General features: G+C 63.3%; 22 protein-coding genes. 10 read left to right on the top strand and 12 right to left on the bottom strand.

Annotated elements, in window-relative coordinates; all coding sequences use genetic code 11:
* Positions 1–93 precede the first annotated feature (93 nt).
* Both EPJ54_RS18365 and EPJ54_RS18360 read left to right on the top strand, forming a co-directional pair.
* Positions 94–822, top strand: coding sequence for a Crp/Fnr family transcriptional regulator (locus EPJ54_RS18365; protein WP_167755834.1), 729 nt, complete (start codon positions 94–96; stop codon positions 820–822).
* Positions 819–1,061, top strand: coding sequence for a hypothetical protein (locus tag EPJ54_RS18360; protein WP_135213229.1), 243 nt, complete (start codon positions 819–821; stop codon positions 1,059–1,061). The genes EPJ54_RS18365 and EPJ54_RS18360 overlap by 4 nt, the downstream gene beginning before the upstream one ends.
* A gap of 143 nt (positions 1,062–1,204) precedes the next feature.
* On the opposite strand, the gene EPJ54_RS18355 is transcribed toward EPJ54_RS18360, so the two are convergent.
* Both EPJ54_RS18355 and EPJ54_RS18350 read right to left on the bottom strand, forming a co-directional pair.
* A complete protein-coding gene (locus EPJ54_RS18355; protein ID WP_135213228.1) occupies positions 1,205–1,420 on the bottom strand; it encodes a helix-turn-helix domain-containing protein in 216 nt (71 codons plus the stop codon).
* On the bottom strand, positions 1,420–1,938 hold the full coding sequence (locus EPJ54_RS18350) for a hypothetical protein (protein ID WP_135213227.1): 519 nt from the start codon (positions 1,936–1,938) through the stop codon (positions 1,420–1,422). Before EPJ54_RS18350 ends, EPJ54_RS18355 begins: the two co-directional genes overlap by 1 nt.
* A gap of 248 nt (positions 1,939–2,186) precedes the next feature.
* On the opposite strand from EPJ54_RS18350, the gene EPJ54_RS18345 reads away from it, so the two are divergent.
* The 3 genes from EPJ54_RS18345 to EPJ54_RS18335 all read left to right on the top strand — a co-directional run bounded on the left by EPJ54_RS18345 (position 2,187) and on the right by EPJ54_RS18335 (position 5,030).
* Positions 2,187–3,488, top strand: coding sequence for an EAL domain-containing protein (locus EPJ54_RS18345; RefSeq protein WP_135213226.1), 1,302 nt, complete (start codon positions 2,187–2,189; stop codon positions 3,486–3,488).
* A 61-nt stretch (positions 3,489–3,549) separates the two neighbouring features.
* On the top strand, positions 3,550–4,179 hold the full coding sequence (gene udk, locus EPJ54_RS18340; RefSeq protein ID WP_420823049.1) for a uridine kinase: 630 nt from the start codon (positions 3,550–3,552) through the stop codon (positions 4,177–4,179).
* A complete protein-coding gene (locus EPJ54_RS18335; protein ID WP_135213224.1) occupies positions 4,179–5,030 on the top strand; it encodes a TIGR01459 family HAD-type hydrolase in 852 nt (283 codons plus the stop codon). The genes udk and EPJ54_RS18335 overlap by 1 nt, the downstream gene beginning before the upstream one ends.
* Here EPJ54_RS18335 and EPJ54_RS18330 read toward each other — a convergent pair.
* Complete coding sequence (locus EPJ54_RS18330; RefSeq protein ID WP_135213223.1) at positions 5,027–5,971, bottom strand: tetratricopeptide repeat protein; 945 nt, start codon at positions 5,969–5,971, stop codon at positions 5,027–5,029. The genes EPJ54_RS18335 and EPJ54_RS18330 overlap by 4 nt on opposite strands.
* A 79-nt stretch (positions 5,972–6,050) precedes the next feature.
* On the opposite strand from EPJ54_RS18330, the gene EPJ54_RS18325 reads away from it, so the two are divergent.
* Positions 6,051–6,821: an SDR family NAD(P)-dependent oxidoreductase gene (locus EPJ54_RS18325; RefSeq protein WP_135213222.1), complete on the top strand. Its 771-nt coding sequence runs from the start codon at positions 6,051–6,053 to the stop codon at positions 6,819–6,821.
* Here EPJ54_RS18325 and EPJ54_RS18320 read toward each other — a convergent pair.
* On the bottom strand, positions 6,818–7,198 hold the full coding sequence (locus EPJ54_RS18320) for a response regulator (RefSeq protein ID WP_135213221.1): 381 nt from the start codon (positions 7,196–7,198) through the stop codon (positions 6,818–6,820). The two genes, EPJ54_RS18325 and EPJ54_RS18320, sit on opposite strands and share 4 nt — an antisense overlap.
* Positions 7,199–7,456: 258 nt before the next feature.
* On the opposite strand from EPJ54_RS18320, the gene EPJ54_RS18315 reads away from it, so the two are divergent.
* Positions 7,457–8,368 carry a bifunctional riboflavin kinase/FAD synthetase gene (locus tag EPJ54_RS18315; protein WP_135213220.1) on the top strand — a complete coding sequence of 304 codons (912 nt, stop codon included), beginning with the start codon at positions 7,457–7,459 and terminating at the stop codon, positions 8,366–8,368.
* On the opposite strand, the gene EPJ54_RS18310 is transcribed toward EPJ54_RS18315, so the two are convergent.
* The 3 genes from EPJ54_RS18310 to EPJ54_RS18300 all read right to left on the bottom strand — a co-directional run bounded on the left by EPJ54_RS18310 (position 8,365) and on the right by EPJ54_RS18300 (position 9,801).
* Complete coding sequence (locus EPJ54_RS18310) at positions 8,365–8,820, bottom strand: MaoC family dehydratase (RefSeq protein WP_135213219.1); 456 nt, start codon at positions 8,818–8,820, stop codon at positions 8,365–8,367. The two genes, EPJ54_RS18315 and EPJ54_RS18310, sit on opposite strands and share 4 nt — an antisense overlap.
* 196 nt (positions 8,821–9,016) lie before the next feature.
* Positions 9,017–9,484 carry a tRNA adenosine(34) deaminase TadA gene (tadA, locus tag EPJ54_RS18305; protein ID WP_239591022.1) on the bottom strand — a complete coding sequence of 156 codons (468 nt, stop codon included), beginning with the start codon at positions 9,482–9,484 and terminating at the stop codon, positions 9,017–9,019.
* On the bottom strand, positions 9,481–9,801 hold the full coding sequence (locus EPJ54_RS18300) for an antibiotic biosynthesis monooxygenase family protein (protein ID WP_167755833.1): 321 nt from the start codon (positions 9,799–9,801) through the stop codon (positions 9,481–9,483). Before EPJ54_RS18300 ends, tadA begins: the two co-directional genes overlap by 4 nt.
* Between EPJ54_RS18300 and EPJ54_RS18295 the strand changes: the two genes are divergently transcribed.
* Both EPJ54_RS18295 and EPJ54_RS18290 read left to right on the top strand, forming a co-directional pair.
* Complete coding sequence (locus EPJ54_RS18295; RefSeq protein ID WP_135213217.1) at positions 9,800–10,549, top strand: pseudouridine synthase; 750 nt, start codon at positions 9,800–9,802, stop codon at positions 10,547–10,549. The two genes, EPJ54_RS18300 and EPJ54_RS18295, sit on opposite strands and share 2 nt — an antisense overlap.
* 64 nt (positions 10,550–10,613) lie before the next feature.
* Positions 10,614–11,039: a YciI family protein gene (locus tag EPJ54_RS18290; protein WP_135213216.1), complete on the top strand. Its 426-nt coding sequence runs from the start codon at positions 10,614–10,616 to the stop codon at positions 11,037–11,039.
* Here EPJ54_RS18290 and EPJ54_RS18285 read toward each other — a convergent pair.
* Positions 11,033–11,701, bottom strand: coding sequence for a YjbE family putative metal transport protein (locus EPJ54_RS18285; protein WP_135213215.1), 669 nt, complete (start codon positions 11,699–11,701; stop codon positions 11,033–11,035). The genes EPJ54_RS18290 and EPJ54_RS18285 overlap by 7 nt on opposite strands.
* Positions 11,702–11,837: 136 nt before the next feature.
* Between EPJ54_RS18285 and rsmD the strand changes: the two genes are divergently transcribed.
* A complete protein-coding gene (gene rsmD / locus EPJ54_RS18280) occupies positions 11,838–12,398 on the top strand; it encodes a 16S rRNA (guanine(966)-N(2))-methyltransferase RsmD (protein ID WP_135213214.1) in 561 nt (186 codons plus the stop codon).
* A gap of 182 nt (positions 12,399–12,580) precedes the next feature.
* Here rsmD and EPJ54_RS18275 read toward each other — a convergent pair whose 3' ends face one another.
* The 4 genes from EPJ54_RS18275 to EPJ54_RS18260 all read right to left on the bottom strand — a co-directional run bounded on the left by EPJ54_RS18275 (position 12,581) and on the right by EPJ54_RS18260 (position 17,419).
* Positions 12,581–14,179, bottom strand: coding sequence for a toll/interleukin-1 receptor domain-containing protein (locus EPJ54_RS18275; RefSeq protein WP_135213213.1), 1,599 nt, complete (start codon positions 14,177–14,179; stop codon positions 12,581–12,583).
* A gap of 146 nt (positions 14,180–14,325) precedes the next feature.
* Positions 14,326–14,877 (bottom strand): hypothetical protein, encoded by a 552-nt coding sequence (locus EPJ54_RS18270; protein ID WP_135213212.1) that lies wholly within the window; start codon positions 14,875–14,877, stop codon positions 14,326–14,328.
* Between the two features lie 56 nt (positions 14,878–14,933).
* Positions 14,934–16,400 carry a dihydrolipoamide acetyltransferase family protein gene (locus EPJ54_RS18265; protein WP_135213211.1) on the bottom strand — a complete coding sequence of 489 codons (1,467 nt, stop codon included), beginning with the start codon at positions 16,398–16,400 and terminating at the stop codon, positions 14,934–14,936.
* A 5-nt stretch (positions 16,401–16,405) separates the two neighbouring features.
* A complete protein-coding gene (locus tag EPJ54_RS18260) occupies positions 16,406–17,419 on the bottom strand; it encodes an alpha-ketoacid dehydrogenase subunit beta (protein ID WP_135213210.1) in 1,014 nt (337 codons plus the stop codon).
* Positions 17,420–17,422: the final 3 nt, after the last annotated feature.

The following is a 17,422-nucleotide window of genomic DNA, read 5'->3' as shown; positions in this document are numbered from 1 at the left end:
ATTTGATAATGCAGCTACGGAGAAGACCCATCAAAGGTCGCGCGCGGGGGCGGCGAATTAATGCGCTGGCTCGACCATCGTTCCAGGACGCGCATGACAGATTACAACCGCCTTATTGGACGCCTTGAAACCATTGCTGGATTGAATGACGACGACAAAGCCGCCCTGCGCCGCCTCCCATTGCGCAAGCGTGCATTCGATGAAAACCGTGATTTGGTTTCACAAGGCGACAAGCCAACAGAATGCTGCGTCATTCTGCAAGGACTTGCTGCGCGCTACAAAATGGTGAGCGGCGGCCGGCGCCAAATCATCTCGCTACATTTCGCCGGCGATCTGCCCGACCTGCAGAGCCTCTATCTCGATCGCATGGATCATGGCCTTTACGCGCTGACGCCGGTACGCGCGGCCTTTGTGCCGCACGAAGCTGTGCGCACGCTCATCCGCAACAATGATCGCATCAACGACATCCTGATCCGCTATGCGCTGATCGACGCCGCGATCTTTCGCCAATGGATCGCCAATATTGGCCGCCGCACCGCTTACGAGCGCATCGCCCATGTGTTTTGCGAAGTCTATGTGCGCATGCGCGCTTTGGCGCTCACTGAAGAAGGCAGCCTGCACTTGCCTATGACGCAAGCCGAGCTGGGCGACGCGACGGGTCTCTCCCCCGTTCACGTCAACCGTGTGTTGCAGCGTATGCGCAAGGACGGCCTCATCGTCTCACGCGGCGACATACATGCCGTCGCCAATTGGGAACGATTGCGCCACGCTGCGGATTTCAACGATGATTATCTGCACCTGCGCCACCCACGGACCGCATGATTATTGAATTCCAGCCCGTTGAGCTGCTCCACGAGCATGATGCCGTGGGACGGCTTGTGCTGGTCGATGGCAAGCTGGCGGGCGTGCTGGCGCAACTCTCCGATGCGCACGGCGCAGCCGCGGGAAAATGGTTCCTGGAATGCAGCTTTGGCGCGCCTGGCTGCTGCGATGCGGAGTTCGACGATTTAGACGCGGCGCGGCTTTGGTTTGAAGAATCCCTCGCGGCTAACAAAGGTTAGTGCGCGCCCGTTGGTCTCATTGCACCCTCGTTTCGGCGAGGGCTAATGCCAAGAGAAGATCGACCTCATTGGCTGATTTGGGCCTGCGTCGGCGCCTGCTGGGCGCTGGGCCTTGTGGCCATGCTCAGCCAATGCGCGCCGCCTTATTGATCGTCGCCTGCTTCGATGTCCAAGAGATCGCCCGGTTTGCGTTCTAGCGCGTTGCAAAGCTTCGCCAACGTATCGAAGCGCACGCCCTTCACCTTGCCGGTGCCCAGAAGCGAGAGGTTGGCCTCGGTGATGCCGATACGCTCAGCCAGATCCTTGGCCTTGATCTTCCGCCGCGCGATCATCACATCGAGCGTGACAACGATGCGCATCAGACGATGTGATCGTTTTCGGATTTCAGCGCTGCAGCCGCCGCGTCGAGCGCGGCGCCGATCATCAGCACGAACGACGCAAAAGCCATCATGGCGATGTCGAACATATCGGCGCGCCACGTCAATGCGGGTCGGCCGAGCAGCGCGGCCAGAAGAGGTCCGATAAGCGCCTTCACAAAGAAGGCCGACAAGGCAAGAAGCCCAGCGACTTGGAAGGCTGTGCTGGCCTTCGCCGAAACAAAGCGTGCTTCTTGAAACTCGGCGAACACCGGGCGAAGAGCAATCACCGCAGCCGCCGCCATGATCGCTGGCGCGCAGCTCAAAAGCTTGATCGAAAGCGCCGCGGGCGCGCCGAGCGCCGCCGCCCAGGGCGCAGGCTCAAACGCCGTCAGGTAAAGATCGCCGATCAGCGGCAAACCGATCGCTGCGATGAGCATCGGCGTCAGCATTTCGCTGAGAAAGCGCATCTGCACCGCATGCTTACGTGCCGTCGCCACACGTTGCACCTCATCCGGCATCACAAAACCATCCAAACGCCAGCGTGATCGCCAGGTAGAAAGATATTATTGTTTTACAATAATTTCTTAACAAGACTCCAAAAGACGCATGCACAACCATCCGCGTCCGAAACAAGGTTTTTACAGTGCGCTCTGGCCGCAAACCATTTTCGAACCAATGACTTACGGCTTCCCCACGCCCCGCCGTTAAGACTCGATCAACCACGTTTCCCGTCCCATGCTCACTGAGAGATTCGGGACGGCAAATAATGCCCATCATTACGCACGTGCTGCTCTATGCCGGCTACGCGATGATATCGTTCGCGACCGGCGCGGCGCTGATGCAAATCGGCGGCGAACCACTTGGTTCGTCCTTGCTTGGCGGCATCGCGCTGTTCAGTGCGTGCGCGGTCACGCATGCGGGCATTTCATCGAGTGCTGCGGCCAACCGCATCGGCGGCGCCGAGAAGCGCTTGAAGGCCGACAGCGAGCGCATCCGCTCTGCCCAACGCGAAATCGTCGCCGATATCGACGCGATCCAGACGCGTATGGACAGTCTTGAAGCGCAGATCGCTTTCGCGCCGCCGCCGCAACAGCCACAGCTTGAGACGTCGTATCCGCAGAGCGCCGGCATGCCGCTTGAGCTGAAGCTGATCGACCAGATCGTCGACAAGCTCGGCGCCGCGATGGACGCGCGCCTGCAAGGCATCCAATCCGGCGCCGTCGCCCCACTCAATCCGAACGCGCCGCGCGGGCCCATGGATCTGGTGCGCGAGGCGCTGCTGGAAAACCGTGTCGAATTGCACTTGCAGCCGATCGTGCAGCTGCCACAGCGCAAAACCGCGTTCTACGAAGGCTTCACCCGCCTGAAAGATGCGAACGGCCGCCTCATCCTGCCGCAAGAATTCATCCCCGCCGCCGAGCAAGCGGGCCTGATGACGACGATCGATAACGTGCTGCTCTTCCGCTGCGTGCAGATCGTGCGCAAGCTGATGAAGCAGGATCGCCGCATCGGCATCTTCTGCAATCTGACGCCGAGCGCGCTCGCCGATGAATTGTTCTTCCCGCAATTCCTCGACTTCATGCGCGAGAACCGTGACCTCGCCGGCAGCGTCATCTTCGAAATCCCGCAGGACTCTTACGAGAACCGCACCTCGATCGAAGCACGCGCGATGTCGAAGCTGGTCGATCTCGGCTTCCGCTTCTCGATCGACAAAGTCACCAACGCCGCTCTCGATCTGCCGGACCTTGAGCGCGCGGGCGTGCGCTACGTGAAGATGGCCGGCCGCACGATGGTGGAGCAGATCGTCCGTGGCGGCGTGCGCCCGCGCTCGGCCATCACGCGCGAGATTGCCGCCATCGACATCTCGGCCGTCTTCCAGCGCTACGGCATCGATCTCATCGCCGAGCGGATCGAGAACGAGGACAGCGTTCTTGAAGTGCTCGACCTCGACGTGCCCTACGGCCAAGGCCACCTTTTTGGCGCGCCGCGCGCCATCAAAGAGAGCCTGATGGAAGAAACCGCCCCGCCGCGCGATTTCCTACTGAAGCAAAACGGCCGTGTCGCCTAGAGAACAGCGACTGGTGGGTAGCGATTAGACGCGGCGCTCACGGCTAGCGTCGCTATTCGCTATTCGCTATTCGCTCTCTATGACACGAACCATCGCCATCACCGGCGGTTCCGGCGCCGGCAAGACGACCATCGCCCGCGCGCTGGCTCGCCAATTGGGCGCAGGCGCCGTGGTGATCGCGGAAGACGATTATTACCGCTGCGCCTCGACCATCCCGAACTTCGACGCCGCGACCCACAATTTCGACGCCCCCTCCGCCAAGGAGCACGGCCTCCTGCGTGAACACCTCGAACTCGCCAAAAGCGGCGTCGCGTTCGACAAGCCGATCTACGATCTCGTCACCCATCGCCGCAAACCTGAGGTCGAGCGTATCGTTCACGCCGACACCATCATCGTCGAAGGCATTCTGTTGCTGGCGGCGCCCGAACTGGTGCCGATGTTCGATCTCAAAGTGTTCGTGAACGCTGATGAATCCGTGCGCCTTGCGCGGCGCATGATCCGCGACGTGGAGCAACGCGGGCGCACACCACGCTCGGTCATGTCGCAATTCTTTATGACGGTGCGGCCCATGCACGAGACCTATATCGAGCCGCAGCGCAATCACGCCGACATCATCCTGCAATGCCCCTATGATGCGGGGCCTGAGCACGCAGAGCAGAATGCATCGCGCATCGCCGAGACCTTCATTTGATGCAGATGCTCCAATCGCTCGACGCCGTACTCGACAAGTACGACGCGCTGTTCTGCGACGTGTGGGGCGTGCTGCACAACGGCCGCCGCCTCTACCCCCACGCCGCCGCCGCACTCCAGCGCGCACGCCACGCCGGCAAAATGGTCACGTTGCTGACCAACGTACCGAAGCCGCGCGGGCCAATTCCCGGCCAGCTTGATCGCATGGGCTGCCCGCGCGACGCTTGGGATATGATCGTCACCTCCGGCGACGCGACACGCTTCGAACTCGGCGCCCGCGCGCCAGGCCCCGTGTTCAAGATTGGCCCCGAAGAATTCGATCGCCCGCTGTGGGAAGGCCTTGGCCTGCAAACCACGACGCTCGATCAGGCCCGCTTCGTCGCCATTTCCGGTCTCAATCGCGAAGATGAAACGCCAGCCGATTACGCAGATATTTTGAAGCAGGCCCGCGCGCGCGATCTCGAACTGATCTGCGCCAATCCGGACATCGTCGTGCGCGTCGGCGATCACCTCGTCTGGTGCGCGGGCGCGATCGCGCGCGACTATACCGCGATCGGCGGCCGCGTAATCATGGCCGGCAAGCCGTATGCGCCGATCTACGACCTCGCCATGCGCGAACTCGAAGCGCACGCCGGCCGCGCCATCGACAAGTCCCGCATCCTCTGCATCGGCGACGGCGCACCGACAGATGTCGCCGGCGCAAACGCCCAAGGCCTCGATTGCCTCTTCATCGCATCCGGCATGCACGGCGAAGCGCTCTTCACCGATGGCGCGCTCGATCCCTCGAAAGTGGAAGCCGCACTGGCCCACGAAGGCGTGCGCGCAAATTACGTGATGCCGGAACTGGCTTAGTACGTCCGCACGCCGAGGTCTTCGAATGCGCGCGCGATGTGCGGTTCGAAATCGCGGGCGCGGTTCATGTCGTCGCGGCCTTCATTGTCGCCGCCACGCCGACGCGCCACGCCGCGTCCGAACAATGCGTTCGGATTGCCGGGCTCGACTTCAAGCACGGCGTCATACGAAGCTTGGGCGGCCTCCCATTCACCGGCGCGCAATTGTAGCAGGCCGCGGCAGAGCTGCGCTTCCACGTTACGCGGATCAGCTTCGGCGGCGGCATCAGCGTCCGAGCGCGCGCGCCCAAGATTGCCGTCGCGCATCAGCACGTTGGCCCAGCATCGGCCGGCCATCGCTGTCGTCAGCTGCGGGTTGGCGCTGAGCGCGGCGTTGTAATCCTCGATCGCGCCCGCGTAATCGAGCGCGTTTTGTTTGATCAGCCCACGGCTGGCGAGGGCCGGCGCGTAGCGGCGGTCAGCGGCGATGGCCGCGTCATAAGCGGCGCTCGCCGCATCGGAATCGCCGCGCAAGCGGGCGATCTCGCCCACGAAAAAATGCGCATCGGCGGCGTATTCGCCACTCGTCAGTAGGCGTTGCACAAGCGGCTCGGCGGCGTCCAATTGGCCGGACGCAATCATGATCGACGCGCGGCCCTTGAGCGCCAGCGCGTTGGCTTCATCAATGGCCAGAGCGGCGTTGTAGTCGCGCAGCGCGTCGGTGACGTCGCCCGCCTCTTGCGTCGCCTCTCCACGCCGCGACAGCGCCAAGCCGCGCTCGGCGTCTTCGAGCGAACCGGAATTGATCAGCGCGCCGCACGCCTCGATCCGCGCTTCGGCCTCCGCGCCCGCATCGGCGCACGCCGCGCGCGCTTCGGCCAGCGGATCAGGCGGGGTCCGTTCGCATGCGGTCAGCGCCAGCAACACCAGAGCGCTCGCGCCCCAAACCCAGCTCTTCGCCATGCGGCCTCCTCCAACGTCAGCCTAGACCGGCCGCTCCGCCCGCGCCTAGGATAGCGCCCACATAACAGGGAGTAAGCGCGTGGCCAATTTGTTCGATCTGACCGGCAAGACCGCGATCATTACCGGCTCATCGCGCGGCATCGGCAAAGCCATCGCCCATCGCCTTGCCGAGCATGGCGCCAACGTGGTCGTGTCCTCCCGCAAGCTCGACGCCTGCCAGGAAGCGGCGGACGAAATCAACAAGCTGGTGGGCCGCACCGCCGCCATCGCGGTCGCCGCCAATATCGCCGTGAAAGAGGCGCTGCAGAATCTGGTCGATGAAACCAACAAGGCGTTCGGCAAGGTCGATATCGTTGTCTGCAACGCGGCCACCAACCCCTATTTCGGGCCGATGGCGGGCATCACCGATGAGCAATTCACCAAGGTGCTGCAGAACAACATCATCTCGAACCACTGGCTGATCCAGATGTGCGCGCCGCAAATGCGCAAGCGCAAGGATGGTTCGGTGATCATCATTTCATCGATCGGCGGCCTCAAAGGCTCGCCCATTATCGGCGCCTACGACATCTCGAAGGCCGCAGACATGCAGCTCGCGCGCAATCTCGCGGCCGAGTTCGGCGAGGACAATGTGCGCGTGAACACGATCGCGCCGGGGCTTGTGAAAACCGATTTCGCCAAAGCGCTTTGGGAGAACCCGGACATTCTGGCGAAATGGACAGGCGCCTCAGCGTTGAAGCGCATCGGCGAGCCGGACGACATCGCCGGCATGGCTGTGCTGCTCGCGTCGAAAGCGGGTTCGTTCGCGACAGGTCAGACTTACATTTTGGATGGCGGTCAAACCGCGATTTAGAACGCGCCGAACACCGGCACGAGTTTCGTCTTCAGCGATTGCGCATTGAAGGGCTTCAAGATGTAGCCGTTCGCGGCGCGGCGTTCAGCTTCCGAGCCTTCGCTGGGATCGTTGGCGACCATCACGAACGGCGTTTGCTTGGTGCGGTCGTCGGCGCGCACGCGCTGCAACAGCTCCATGCCCGTCATCGGCGCCATGGTGGAATCGGAGATGACCAGCGCGTAGTTCTTCTGGCTCATCTTGGTGAGGGCGGTACGACCGTCCGACGCTTCGTCGATGTTGGTGAAGCCGAGCTGGCGCAACAAATTGCGCATGATGCGGATCATGGTGTTGTAATCATCCACGATCAGGATCGGCGCTGTCATCGACACGGACATAATCATACCCCTCAGAGGGCGCTTGTGTTTTGTCCGGGGGTCGCGCCCGCCGCCGGCTCAGGGTGCGATGACCCGGCGGCGGAGCGTCCCGGCGTTTTTTGCGCCGTAGTGAAATGATAGATAGCAAAGAGCCAAAAATTTTCGGTAAAACAGCGCTTAAGTATGAATGAACGCGCGCGCTTTTCGCGCCGAAGGAAGCAACACTTTGGAAACGCACGCCGCTGCATCTGGTCGCGAACGCAAGACTTTGTGAACTAAATGCGCCGCCACGCCCCTTTGGACTCTCTCCCCGACGACGCGCGCGGCGCAGCGATCGCGCTCGGCAATTTCGACGGCGTGCATCGTGGCCACCAAGCCGTGATCGCCTCCGCGCGTGCGCACAGCGCGCATTTGGGTGTCGCACTCTTCTGCCCGCACCCGCGCCGCTTCTTCCAACCCGACGCGCCGCCATTTCGTTTACAAAGTGATGCACAACGCGCCCGCGCACTCGCGACGCTCGGCGTAAAGGATTTGTTTGAGATTGGCTTCGACGCGGATCTGGCCAAGCGCAGCGACGAGGACTTCGCGCGCGAGATCCTGCATCAGCGCCTCTGCGTCCGTCATGTCAGCGTTGGCGCGGACTACCGCTTCGGCCGCGGCCGCATGGGCGATGCAGCGCGGCTGCGTGAGCTTGGCGCGCGCTATGGCTTTAGCGTCGATGCCGTTGAAGCCGTGAAGGGCGACGGAGAGCGCTATTCCTCGACAGCCGCACGCGCTGCGCTTGCGGCTGGTGATATGGATAAGGCCGCCGGGATCCTTTCGCGTCCCTGGGCGATCGAAGGCGTCGTGCAACGCGGCTTCCAGCGTGGTCGCGGCTTTGGCTTTGCGACCGCCAATGTGCCGCTGGGCGATTACGCGCGGCCGCGTCTGGGCATTTATGCGGTGCGTATCATTATCGATGGCGTATCACTACCGGGCGTCGCGAGTATTGGCGTGAACCCCACGGTCGGCGCGTTGCCCGAGCCCTTGCTTGAAGCGCACGTCTTCGATTTCGATGCGGAGCTTTACGGCAAGACGATCGAAGTCGAGATGATCGCCTTCCTGCGCGATGAGGCGCACTTCGCCGACGTCGAAGCGCTCAAAACACAAATGGCGGATGACGCCGCAAAAGCGCGCGCGCTCTTGGCTTAAGCGCTGATTTGTTCGGCCGCAGGACGCGCCGGGATCTTCACTTCGGCTTCGCCTTCAAGCACCACGGTATCGCCCACGCGGCACTCGCAGCGCAGCTTGGCGCGGCGGCCCTTCTCGACCAATTCCACGACTTCGACGCTCGCGACCACCGTGTCGCCGATCTTCACCGGCGCCAGGAAACGCAGCGTCTGCGAAATATAGATCGCGCCCGGCCCCGGCATACGCGTGCCGATCACAGCTGAGATCAGGCTCGCCGTATAAAGGCCATGCGCGATGCGGCCGCCGAACGGCGTCTTGGCGGCGAAATGCTCGCTCAAATGGATCGGATTGCGATCGCCTGACAGCTCGGCAAAGCCGACCACGTCCGAAGCGCGGACATGCTTGGAATAATCCTCGCGCATGCCGACGCTGAGGTCTTCGAAATAGAGCGATTGAGTCGAGGCCAGGGTCATGGGGCCGGGAGCTTATGCTGCAACGCACAAAGCACAATCCCCCTCGCCCTAAAGCAACGGACTTCAAATTCGCCTCAGCCGGATGGCGAACTCGGAGGGAATTTAAAGTCCATAAGTTGCTTTAGAACTTTTGATTCAAAAGCGTCTTTGGAGACTTAAATGCGACACGGCGGTCGATCCAAAATATGGGTCGCATTTAAGTGTCGACGCCTTTGCGGCGGACTTTGAAGAAGTCCTTCAGGAGCTTGGCCCCGGCTTCGGCTTCCACCCCGGCCGTGACGGCCGGCTTCCAATGGCAGGTCGGCTGGTCGAACACGCGCGCCCCGTGCGCCACGCCGCCGCCCTTGGGGTCGGAGGCCCCATAAACCAGTCGATTGATCCGGGCGTTGGAGATGGCCCCCGCGCACATCGCGCAGGGCTCCAGGGTCACATAGAGGGTCAGGCCGGGCTTGAGCCGGTAATTCTGAAGTGCCGCCGCCGCCTGGCGGAGCGCGATGATCTCGGCATGTGCGGTGGGGTCGTGCGTGGCGATCGGCGCATTCGCACCCTCGGCGATCACTTCCCCCGCACCATCGACAATCACGCAGCCGATCGGCGCCTCGTCCGCCTCAGCGGCCGCGGCCGCCAGCGCCAAGGCCCGCGCCATATGCGCCTCGTCGCTCATGCGCGGCGCAGATCCAGCAGATCGGCCACCACCGGCCCGGAGGCCAGCGTCTCGAACGTGCCCTCCACGATCGCCTCGCGATACATGCGCCGCGCCTCGTCGTCGGAATGGTCCATGCGCGTTTCCATCGCCTTCTTCCAACTCGCCTCGTCGGGCCATTGGGCGTAGGCGATATACACGCCTTCGCCTGCCGCGTGCAGGCGCGAGCCCCAGCCGCCGAACTCGGCTGCAATGCGCTCCGTCCCGCGTCGCCAACCGGCCTCGAATTGCGCCTCCAGCCCTGGTACGACGCGCCAACGATAGATCACAGCGAACATGGCGACCTCCTCAGAACGATTTAGCGACGGCGAACGCATAGCCAAGTTCTTGGCGCGTGCTGGCGTGTGCTCGCGCCGCGATGCCGAACGGCTGATCGCGGACGGGCGCGTCAAGGTAAACGGCAAGGTGCTGGATACCCCCGCCTTCAAGGTGAGCGAGAAGGACAAGGTCCAGGTCGATGGCCGGCCCATTGGCGCGGCCGCGCCAACGCGGGTGTGGCGCTATCACAAGCCCACCGGCCTTGTGACCACGCACCGCGATCCCGCTGGCCGGCCGACGGTGTTCGAGCACCTACCGCCTGAGCTGCCGCGCGTGATCTCGGTCGGCCGGCTCGACCTCACGTCCGAAGGCTTGCTGCTACTGACCAATGACGGCGAACTCGCGCGTAAGCTGGAGCTGCCCTCAAACGGCTGGGTGCGCCGCTATCGCGCGCGCGCCTATGGACGCGTGACGCAGGAAGAGCTGGACTATCTGAGAGACGGCGTCACTGTTGAAGGCGTGCGCTACGGCGCGATTGACGCGAAGCTTGAGCGCGGCGCTGGCGCGAACGCTTGGATCAGCGTGGCCATTACCGAAGGCAAGAACCGCGAAGTCCGCCGCGTGCTCGACGCCATCGGCCTCAAAGTGAACCGACTTATCCGCGTGAGCTACGGGCCGTTCCAATTGGGCACGATGGAACCCGGCGCGGTCGAAGAAATTCCCGCCAAAGTCCTGCGCGAACAGCTGGGGCAAAAGCGCGGCGAATAATTTCGGAGCAATGTCGGGATCGCGGCCCATCATTCGTCCTCTGGGCAAAGCAGCGGAGAAAGCCATGCGTGTCGTCGTATTCGTCAAAGCCACCGCCGATAGTGAGGCGGGCGCCATGCCGTCGCTCGAACTCGTCGAGGCGATGGGCCGCTACAATGAATTGCTCATTGAAGCCGGCATCATGAAGGGTGGCGACGGGTTGCAGCCCTCTTCATTCGGCAAACGCGTTCTGTTCGATGGCGACAGCCGCACCGTCACCGACGGGCCGTTCGCTGAGACCAAGGAAATCGTCGCCGGCTATTGGCTTTGGGAAGTCAAAGACATGGACGAGGCGCTCGCTTGGGTGAAGCGCTGCCCAAATCCGATGCCGACCAAAAGCGAGATCGAAATCCGCCCCGTGATCGATTTCGAAGAGACGTTCGCGCCTGTGCTCACGCCGGAAACCCGCGCGCTGCACGAAAGCAATCGCGAAAAACTTGGCGATCAGTGACCGCCGCCGAGGAAGCTCGGGATCGCGGGGATGAACGCGGGGAAGAAATTATGCCCGTCTTCCCAAACCATGCGCGTGCCGGCGAAGACGATGATCACGATGCCGAGCACGGCGATCCAGCGATGCTTGTTGATGATGCGCGCGATCACTGAAGCCGCAACACCCATCAGCACGACGGAGAGGATCAAGCCGAACGCCATCACGTAAGGGCTGTGCTTCGAGACAGCAGCGACCGCGAGCACGTTGTCGAGCGACATCGAAACGTCGGCGATGATGATCGTGAGCAGCGCGCTGCCGAACGTTTTCGGCGCCTTGCCGCCTGACGCCACCGCTTCGGCGACATGCTCACCGGCCACCGGATCGCCGACCATAACGGGCTCGTGCGCCTTCAGGTCCGACCACATGCGCCAAGCCACCCAGAACAGCAGCAAGCCGCCGACGAAGAGCAGGCCCGGGATGGCCAAGAGCTGAATCGTAATGCCAGCGAAGATGATGCGCAGCACCAGCGCCAGAACGACACCCCAAAAGATCGCGCGGCGCTGTTGTTCGTGTGGGAGCGCGGCGGCCGCGAGGCCAACGGCCACGGCGTTGTCGCCTGCCAGGGCCAGATCGATCAGGATGACTTGAAACAGCGCCGCGAGATCGGATGCGTCGAAAACCACGGCAGCTTTACTCCAGTCCCAGGCCCCGGATCAGGGGTGGCCCTTGTTCACGAAGCCTGCCGCGTGCGTCAAGCGCTTGGCGACAGCCGTCAAGCGCGACATATGGCGTTCGCCGCCGGCTTTGGTAGGGAAACGCATGCGCATCGTCGGGGGACAATTCAAAGGCCGCGCCATCGAAGCGCCCGGCGGCCGCGACACACGGCCGACCGGCGACCGTGCGCGGGAGGCTGTTTTCAACATCTTGGCCCATGCGGACTGGTCGCCCGGCGTCGACGGCCGGCGGGTGCTTGATCTATTTGCCGGCTCCGGTGCGCTTGGCCTTGAAGCGATGTCGCGCGGGGCTGCGTTTGCGCTCTTCGTGGAAAACGAAGCTGGCGCCCGCGGCGCGATCCGCGACAACATCGAAGCCCTCGGCCTCTTCGGCGCGACGCGCATCCATCGCCGCGACGCCACCGATCTGGGCGCCAAGCCCGCAGGCCTCGGCGATCCGTTCGATCTCGTCTTCCTGGATCCGCCCTACCACAAGGGTTTAGGTGAACGGACGTTGGCGAAACTCGGCGAAGGCGGCTGGATCAGCGCCGATGCGCTGATCGTGTTTGAGTGCGCGTCGGACGAGGCGCCAGTGTTGCCGGGCTACGAGATTCTGGACGAGCGCGAGTATGGCGCGGCGAAGGTGCTGTTTTTAAAGCGCGCTTAAACTGCTCACCCGCCACCGGCCGCCGCGCGGCCGGCATCTTTGGTTGGCCGAAATCGCTTTGCGATTTCGGTGGGGGAGCTGTCACGCGCAGCGTGACTGAGGGGGCGACACCGCGCAACGTCTGACGGACTTTCCCCCTTCGGCTCGCTTCGCTCGCCACTTCCCGCGCATGCGGGGAAGATTTACGGCGTCGGCGCGGGCGTTGGCGTGACCACACGTTGGCGCTGGATCACCTCCGGGCGCACGCGCAGTGTCGGCGCCAGTTGCACGTCCGACCGCAGCTGCGTGCGGAATTCCGCCTGGCAACGATCGAGGATTTCCTGATCGGGTGCGGCCACATCGTGCTCCTGCTGCGCTTGGCGCAAGCGTTCGCATGCTTCACGCGTCCGGCCAGAGCGATCGAGCGCGATAACGAGCTGTTGCGCGTCCGCCTGGATTACTTGCTGCGCCGGCGCATTCTCGGGCGCGGCGTCGGCCACTTGTTCACGCAGCGTGTAAGCTTGCGCGAAGCGCGCGCTGGCAGACGTCCAATCACCGCGTTCGCTCGCGATCGCGCCAAGTTCTGAGACGACCTGCGCACGCACGGCCGGCGCTTCGAGATTTTGCGCCGCCGTTTGCAATTGTTGCTCGGCCTCCGCCGTGCGGCCCTCGTTCGCGGCGACCACAGCTTCCGACACTTGCACCGCAGCCGCGGCTTCCGCGCCGCGATTCAAGCGGCTGTAGGAACGCGACAGCATGCGCCAGACATCCGTGTTGCGCGGATTGAGGTTGGTGGCAATCTCCAGCGCGCGCTGGCCGAGCGGGTTGTCGTTGGCCTCGCCGACCGAACCGCACAGCAGGAAGATTTCGTCACGCAGCGGATCGTCCGGATTGTTCTGCGCGTAATTCCATAGCGTTTGCATCGCCGCGGCTTGCGTTTGCGGTTGCGACATTTGCGCGGCGGCCAGACGCACTTGCGCGTCGGGGTGGCGCGCGACGGCAAGGAACGCTTGGCGATAGGTCTCGCGTGCGGTGGCGTCGAACTCGGCTTCAGACACGGAGGCGAGTTCCACTCCACCATCCGCCGTGCGCGTTTCCGCGCCGGCTGACGGCGCCGACGCCGGGGATTCCTCGCTTAGCGCAGCGCTTTGCGTTTCGCCAAGCGCGCCGGATTCCAGAATTTGCGCGAGTTGGATCGCCTGCTCCGGCGTGAGTTGACCTTCGGCCAACAAGCGCAGCAATTCGGCGCGTAGATCGGCTTGGGTCACTTCAGGTTCGGGCGGGCTGATAAGGTAGCGGCCGCCGACGGCGATACCGATCACCAGCGCAATCACGGTGAGCACGGAAACAAGCCGAATGCGCGCGCCGAGTTTGCGGCGGCGACGTTCGATGGCGCTGCCGTCGACATCGCGGCCCGACAGCTTCGCCTTCAGCACCTCCTCCAATAGCTGCATCTGCGGTGCGTTGGCGCCGCCATTCCAGCGCGTGAAATCTTCCGCTTGAAACGCGCCGAAGCCGAGCGGCAATTGCACTGGATCGAGAAGCACGGGAACGAGGCGGCCTTCATCCCGCGCGCGGCCGGCTTCATCGCGCACGAAGGTCGAAGCCGAAGACGATTGCGTCCAGACGACGATGACGGCCTTTGCGCTCTTCAATTCCTTTTCGATAACGGCGGTGTAGTCCTGGCCCGCCGCGAGCGAGCGATCCCACCACACATTGAAGCCGCGCGATTGCAGCGCTTCCGCCAGCGGGCGGACCCGATTGCGGTCTTCGCTCGCGTAGGAAATGAAGACATCCGCCATCGCCCGCGCCCCTTAAGCCTTCTGCACAAAGTCGTCCCTGTGCACCCTATTAGGCGCAGAACGACGCGACGTGAAGATGACGCCGGTCACGTGAATGGGGAATGAGGGAAGATTCACAGGAAAAACAAGCGGTTGTGCGCAGGCGCTCAATTCGAAGCGGTCAGCATGTCGCGAAGCTCGGGCGCCATCACGCGATCGAGCGCGAGCGAATTGATGACACGGCTCTGGCGCAATCGTCCTGCGCTTAGGAACACCACAAATTCTGCTCCGACAGCGCCATCGACCGCATCGCCGCCGCCAAAAGGCCCGCAACTGGTTAGACCAACGTGGCGCACGCTGAAGCTTGGGCGCCCGCGCGCTTGGCCCTTCAGCCAGCGCTCCACGCGCAAGTGCGCGCGCGGTGATTGCCCATACACTTCGCCATATTCGTTGCGCAGCGGCACAGCCTCTTCCCTGCGCACTACGCGGGCGATAACGACCGATGAAGCCTCTTCCCAGGTCTGACGTTGAAACGCGATCAGCCGTGCTTGGCGGTCCGCTTCCTCCTGCGCACGACGCGCTTCGACCCGCTGCTGGAACACCTCCGCAGTCTCACCGACGAACGGCGCGTCCTGCACCGGCGGAAGGATCGAACACGCTTCGGCTTCACCACAGAACAGAGTGGCGGCGGCAATCACCACAATCGAATAGCGCAACATCAAAGGGCCCCTCCCAGTGAAGGAAGGAGCGCACAGCTTGCAGATGTGCGCAAGCCTTAGCGCTCGATGAACAGCGCCGCAGGGTGCTCCAGCAGGCCCTTTACGCGTTGGATGAAGGCGGCGGCGTCATAGCCGTCGACCACGCGGTGATCGAAGGACGAGCTCAAATTCATCATCTTGCGGACGACGATCTGGCCGTTCTTCACCACCGGACGCTCCACCAGCTTGTTCACGCCGATGATCGCGACTTCCGGGTGATTGATCACCGGCGTCGTGACGATGCCGCCCAGCGCGCCGAGCGAGGTGATGGTGATGGTCGAACCGGAGAGTTCGTCCTTGCCGGCGCTGTTGTTGCGCACGGCCGCCGCGAGACGCGAAACCTCTGTCGCAGAATCCCAGACGTCGCGCGCTTCCGCGTGACGCACGACCGGCACGATCAGGCCGTTATCGGTCTGCGTGGCGATGCCGATGTCGACATTGTCGTGGCGATAGACCACGCCCTGCTCGTCATCGTAACGCGCGTTGATCTGCGGGAAATCCGGCAATGCCAGCACAAGCGCGCGCATCAGGAACGGCAGCATGGTCAGCTTCGGCTGATCGTTGCGCTTGGTCGCGTTCAAATGCGCGCGAAGCTCTTCGAGCTCGGTGAGGTCGGCTTCTTCGACGTAGGCAAAGTGCGGAATGCGGCGCTTGGCGTCCTGCATCTTCTCTGCGATCTTGCGGCGAAGGCCGATGACCTTCACAGGCTCAACGCCATTCTTCACGGCAAGCGCCGACGATGCGCCGCCGCGCGCGCCAGTCGCCGGCACAAGCACCGCGTCCAGATCTTCATGCGTCACGCGACCATCCGGACCCGTGCCGCGAATTTGGCCGAGATCGACGCCAAGCTTCTGCGCGCGCGCACGCACCGCTGGCGACGCCAGCACGTTGCCCCACTCGCGCACCGACGGCTCGCGCGGCTCTGGCCGCGCGACGGCTTGCGCGGGCTTCGGCGCTGGTTGCGGCGATTTGCCGACCGGCGTGGACGCCGTCGGCGCCGAGGGCTTCGCGCCCATCGCCGCTTGCACCGCTTCTTCACTCCACACAGCGCCCGCCGGCGCCTTGATGCGCGGCTTGGGTTCGCTCGCCGCAGCTTGGGGCGCTGCGTTGCTAACTGCTCCCCCGTTTACGGGGGAGCTGTCGCGAAGCGACTGAGGGGGCGCTGCGCTGACGGCAGGCGGACTTGCCCTCTCCGCTTCGCTTCGCTCAGCTCCTCCCCCGCTCGCGGGGGAGGAGTTTGCAGCATCCGTTTCGAACACCACGATCGCCGAACCAACAGCGGCCATGTCACCCGGCTCGCCATTGATCTCGACGATTTTGCCGCTCACAGGCGCGGTCATCTCCACCGTCGCCTTGTCCGTCATCACATCTACGAGCGGCGCGTCTTCCTTGACCATGTCGCCCACGCGCACGTGCCACGCGACGATCTCGGCCTCAGCCGTGCCTTCGCCCACGTCCGGCAGCTTGAATACGTACTGGCCCATAACCCTTACGCCTCCATCGCGCGGCGCATGGCTTTGATGATGCGCGGCGGGGTTGGGAAATACTCCCATTCGAGCGCGTGCGGATAGGGCGTGTCAAAGCCCGTGACGCGTTCGATGGGCGCTTCGAGGTGATAGAAGCAATGTTCCTGCACGAGCGCTGCGAGTTCCGCGCCGTAGCCCGAGGTGCGTGTGGCTTCGTGCAAGATCACGCAGCGGCCAGTCTTTGCGACCGACGCCTTGATCGTCTCGATATCGACCGGCAGCAGCGTGCGCAGATCGATCACTTCGGCGTCGATGCCGCTATCCTCGGTGGCGGCGAGCGCGACGTGCACCATCGTGCCGTACGCGAGGATCGTCATCTCCGCGCCTTCGCGCACAATGTTCGCCTTGCCGAGCGGAATTTTATAATAGCCTTCCGGCACTTCAGACGCCGGGTGCTTCGACCACGGGATCACCGGGCGATCGCGGCGACCGTCGAACGGGCCGTTATAGACACGCTTCGGTTCAAGGAAGATCACCGGATCATCGTCCTCGATCGCCGAAATCAACAAGCCCTTCGCATCATACGGCGTCGCCGGGATCACCGTCTTCAAGCCAGCGACGTGCGTGAACAAAGCTTCCGGGCTTTGGCTATGCGTTTGGCCGCCATAAATGCCGCCGCCATAGGGCATGCGCACCGTCATGGGCACGGTGAAATCATTGGCCGAGCGATAGCGAATACGCGCCGCTTCCGACACGAGCTGGTCGTAGGCGGGATACATATAGTCCGCGAACTGGATCTCGATCACCGGGCGCAGGCCGTACACCGCCATGCCGATCGCCGTGCCGGCGATGCCGCATTCGTTGATCGGCGCATCGAAGCAGCGCTTGGGCCCGTACTTCTGTTGCAGATGTTCGGTGACTTTGAACACGCCGCCAAAATAGCCGACGTCTTCGCCGAAGGTGAGCACGCGCGAATCGCGCGCCATCATGGTGTCGAGCGCTGAATTGAGCGCCTGGATCATGGTCATCGTGGCCATCGG

The organism is Vitreimonas flagellata, assembly GCF_004634425.1.
GTDB classification, from domain to species: domain Bacteria; phylum Pseudomonadota; class Alphaproteobacteria; order Caulobacterales; family Aquidulcibacteraceae; genus Vitreimonas; species Vitreimonas flagellata.
This window is presented reverse-complemented; position numbering and strand designations above follow the sequence as displayed.